Source organism: Marinomonas transparens (genome assembly GCF_016463975.1).
Classification (GTDB): domain Bacteria; phylum Pseudomonadota; class Gammaproteobacteria; order Pseudomonadales; family Marinomonadaceae; genus Marinomonas; species Marinomonas transparens.
Genome location: NZ_JAEMNX010000004.1, coordinates 1 through 4,183, shown reverse-complemented (window position 1 = coordinate 4,183; position 4,183 = coordinate 1). Strand labels below are relative to the sequence as shown.

At 44.7% G+C, this 4,183-nt stretch carries 3 protein-coding genes; all 3 read left to right on the top strand.

Annotation, left to right across the window (positions count from 1 at the left end):
- Positions 1-2,697, top strand: a 2,697-nt coding sequence (locus I8J31_RS06360) for a hemagglutinin repeat-containing protein (RefSeq protein ID WP_199467451.1), incomplete at its 5' end; no start/stop codon positions are given.
- 3 nt (positions 2,698-2,700) lie between these two features.
- Entirely contained in the window at positions 2,701-3,018 is a 318-nt protein-coding gene (locus I8J31_RS06355; protein ID WP_199467450.1) for a hypothetical protein, read from the top strand.
- A gap of 736 nt (positions 3,019-3,754) precedes the next feature.
- A partial coding sequence (locus I8J31_RS06350) for an antA/AntB antirepressor family protein (protein WP_199467449.1) occupies positions 3,755-4,183 on the top strand: 429 nt, incomplete at its 3' end.

Genomic DNA, 4,183 nt, shown 5'->3' with positions numbered 1-4,183 from the left:
ACCGTCGGTGTGAAAAATGCCTATGTGGACGTGGCACTGGCCGCCAAATCACTAAAAGATGCGCTTGAAGCGGTAAAGGATGCTAAGAGTGCTTACGATGATGCTAAACAGAAAGTCGATGAAGGCAAAATGCTCAAAGATGATCTGAAGTATTACGAAGTGAATATTGCCGCTGCAACGAAGAACGCAGTGGGCGCTCAGGCTGCCGCTGCGGCGTCTATTGCTGGTGCAGCCGCAGCCGCTTCGACCAGTTTTGGAACAGGATTTTATGCCTCAGCTGGCGCGAGTACTCAAAAAACGACCAATAGCACAGTAACAACGCAAAGTGAATGGAATGGCTCTAGTATCAATGTAGGAGGCAATAGCCAATTTACGGCAGATAATAACATTAACGTAGAAGGCTCAAGTATTAACACCGCAGGGGCATTGGCGCTTGAGGCGACAAACATTGATGTCTTCGCAGGCAAAAATACCCTACAAACGAGCAACACGTCTCATTCGGAAGGTGTCAGTGCCAGTGTAGGCACAAATGGTGGGATCAGTGGCAGCATAAACACCAGTGATAGTGAAAGCCAATCAAACAGCACCGAGTACATCAACAGTCAAATTAGTGCTGGCAGCTTAGCCAGCAACAGCGAAAGCTTGACCCTCAAAGGTGGTAGTTTTAGCGCTACTGATATTGATATATCAACAGACAAGCTAGTAGTAGAGAGTTTACAAAATACCGCGACCAGTCAGAGTGAAAGCACTGGCTTTAACCTAGGAGGGTCTTATGGTGGCGAAGTCACCACTGAGAATGAGCAAGGGCAGATGGTCACCAGTGAGGAAGGTGCCTCAGGTAACATAGGTGCTAACTCAAATAAGTCGTCAAGCAATGTGGCTTGGGTTGACAACCAAAGTGGTATTTTGGGTAATAACGTCAATATTACGGCCAAAGAGACTAGGTTAACCGGTGGCTTGATTGCAGCGGTTGATGAAACAGGGCAGGACAACGGACAACTCACTTTTACCACGGATACTCTCGTTACTTCAGACATACAAGATACGGATAACAGCGAATCGACCGGTATCAACTTGAGCACCAGCCCGACGATAGAGGGCTCTACTACTGTACAGGCAAACTACCAAGGACACGACAAAGCACAAACGACGGCAAGCACGATAGGGCAAGGTTTGGTTCGTGTTGGAGGTCAGGACTTAGATCAAGTGACGGATCAACAGGTTAACCGCGATGTAAATAATAGCCAGCGAGTGACTAAGGATTTAGAAACAGGTGGCCTAGACGCCAGCGTCACGGTTGACAATGAATCGATTGTCGCCGCGGGCGTTGCGGTGGCGGACGCGGTGGATTATGTTGCCGATGAAATTGCGGTGCTGGGCAATGATTTGCCGGAGGAACTTAGAGAGCAACTAGGGGAAAAGGGGGAGATACTATATGACTCTTTAATTCGCAGTGATGTAAGTGAAGAAGAGCGAATAGCGCTGTTAGAGAAAGAAGATCTTGTTCAATATTTGGCTTCAGAAGAAGTTCTGAAAAATGCGCCAGAGGAAGAAGTGACAGCCGCCTTAGATAATTTAAAAGACAGAGCAGGTGAGGCTTTACAGCTAGATAATGCTGATAAAACGACAGAAGCTTTTACTGAGTCTGAAATACTGGCTTCTTCTGACATGCCAGAGACTAGGATTCTCGATACTTTAGAGGTGACAGGCTCTTATCCAGATGAACCTGACATACTTCAAAAAGCTACTGATGGACTGGGTAGAGCAGCACAAGTCGTAGACCAACTGGCGCAAGAAAACCCACAAACGGCTGGTGCTCTTTCTACTGCCTTAGGGTTAGTCACTGGTGGTGTGGTTCGGGAAGGTATTGCTATTGCGGTGGGAGCCGCGACAGAAATAGCGGCGAGTCAATCAGAAACCGTTCGAGATGCACTTGGACAGGTTGATGAGGTTATGGATCATGTAACCAATATCGCGGCGAACATTATTTATGACAGTGGTTCTGTTGAAGACTTCGTTTCTGACGTAGACTATGAGGTAACGAACCCTGATGATCGTCCAACTGAGCTAGGAGCATCGGCAACAGGAGTAAAAGGAGGTGTTGCTACAGGTGTTACTCTTGCGTCGATTGTCGTGGGAGTGGGAGGAAGCAAAAAAGGATCGACAGATAATAAAGGTTCTGGATCGAACGAGACGAGTGGAGTAGGATCTGGGGCAGAGGATAATATCAGTACTCGATCTAATAGCGGTGATGCAGCTGTTAATGGTAGTGATCGGGTTTTGTGGGGTAATTGGAATGATTATTCTAAGCAAGTTATTGATACACCGAATGGACCACAAAATTTTGCTGTTATTGGTGATCGTTTGTATTCGGAACATGCAGTAGCAAGAATGCAACCAAGTGGGCAGCGTTATTCGTCTGGTCATGCTTCAAGTGAAAACCATAATCCCACTTCAATAAGTCCTTCTACTGGAACCCCATCATGGGCTGATGGTATAGAGCCAGGTATAAATGTTTCTGATGGAACAAAAAATTTAAGAGGGCGATCTATTTCTCCAAGTTATGTTGAGGATATTATTAAAAATAATCATCACATCAAACAGCCCAACGGGAACTTAGTATATGAGGGTGGCAGTCTGAATGTGATTGTCTCTCCTGATAATAAACGAGTTATATCAATAATTAATGTAGATTAAGTTATGCCACTACAAGGTTACGATAATTTTTTATACGCTATTAATCGTTATAGAAATAATGAGACATCATTTCATGAAATTAGATCTGTATTAGTAGGTTCCAGTGCTCATACATTGGGTAAAGAACTTGGCTATAATAAAGATTTATATACTAAGTTAGATGCTTGGTTTGAATTCATAGAATTTTGTTATTTGGAAGAAGATTGGAGAGGGTTAGTTTTATCCATTTGTGATTTTATTGAAGATGCTATCTTGAATGAACCTCGTCCGTTAACTCTCCCCAAAACAGATAGAGTTCTAAAAGATCAAGGTCTTGTATAAATGACATTTTAACGAGACATATATATTTAACGTGCCACCCACCTCTCAAAGTCAGTCATATCAAGTGATTGGCTATTTCTATGAAAAATAGAAAGCTATAAAATCTTGACGATCAAAAAATATACTGTATATTTAACCAGCATCGTATTTAACGTGCCACCCACCTCTCAAAGCCAGTTATATCAAGTGATTGGCTTTTCATTATCTATTTCTTACCAACAATATTTGTTACTGCAGACTCGCTTTGAAGCAAAATGACATTCCAGCGAGGTAGGCGTTAGTTTCGAGTAGGAATGTCATTTTGCTGCAACGGCCCAATCCCACTAATGCCTCTGATGTTTGCCTGAAAAGAGGTCAAAACCCTTAAAAATCAATGGTGTTCTTGGTTCCCGCCTGCGTGGGCGTTTAAGGGTGATGACCCCTTTTCATTCCTTTGTTTCAGCTCCCGAAAAAAAGTGACTAGCCTCCGTCATTGACCCTTTCTACATTTTACTCTAGCATTCCCCTTGCACTGGCAAAATCTAGTGTCGGGATTGACCTCCTGTAAACTCATGGCGCAGTAAATAGTCGCCTATACGCGGCTTTTTTTGTGCGCAAATTCCCTGATATGGCGGGGGATTTGGGGAGCACTTGTGCTCGCCGTTTCCTTGAGTACGGTAAGGTCAACCCGTTTCCCCTGCCACCCAGTGATTGACCTCGTTGAGTGGTGGTTAACGAATACTCAAGGAGGCCAACTATGGCTATTAAACAGATTCCTCTCTATACCTGTTTACTCAACGGACAACCCACGGACACCATCAGCGCCCGTGACCTTCATGCTTTTCTGCAACTCGACGAAGACTTTTTCCACTGGCTGAAAAGCCGCCGTACTAAGCTGTATTTCGTCAAAGAAAGAGATTTTATATTGCTGGATAATCTGATTCGGCCCACGTCAGGCGCAAACGCCAGCGTGCAGAAGACCAAGGACTATTTCCTCAGTCTTGACATGGCCTATGAAATGGCGATGGAAGAAGAGGGCGACCTAGCCCGACAAGCCAGTGACTACCTAAGAGATTGCGATACCCTGCAACATGCTTACATTACGATTCAAGACAGACCTTTTGTTCGGCGGGCGATGGGCCAAGTTATGAAAGCAACGACCACCACGCCTTTACCAATGGGTGCT

What these genes read in the sequence shown, in the direction of transcription:
- I8J31_RS06355 (WP_199467450.1), top strand. Translation starts at nt 2,701, where the DNA reads ATGCCACTACAAGGTTACGATAATTTTTTATACGCTATTAATCGTTAT.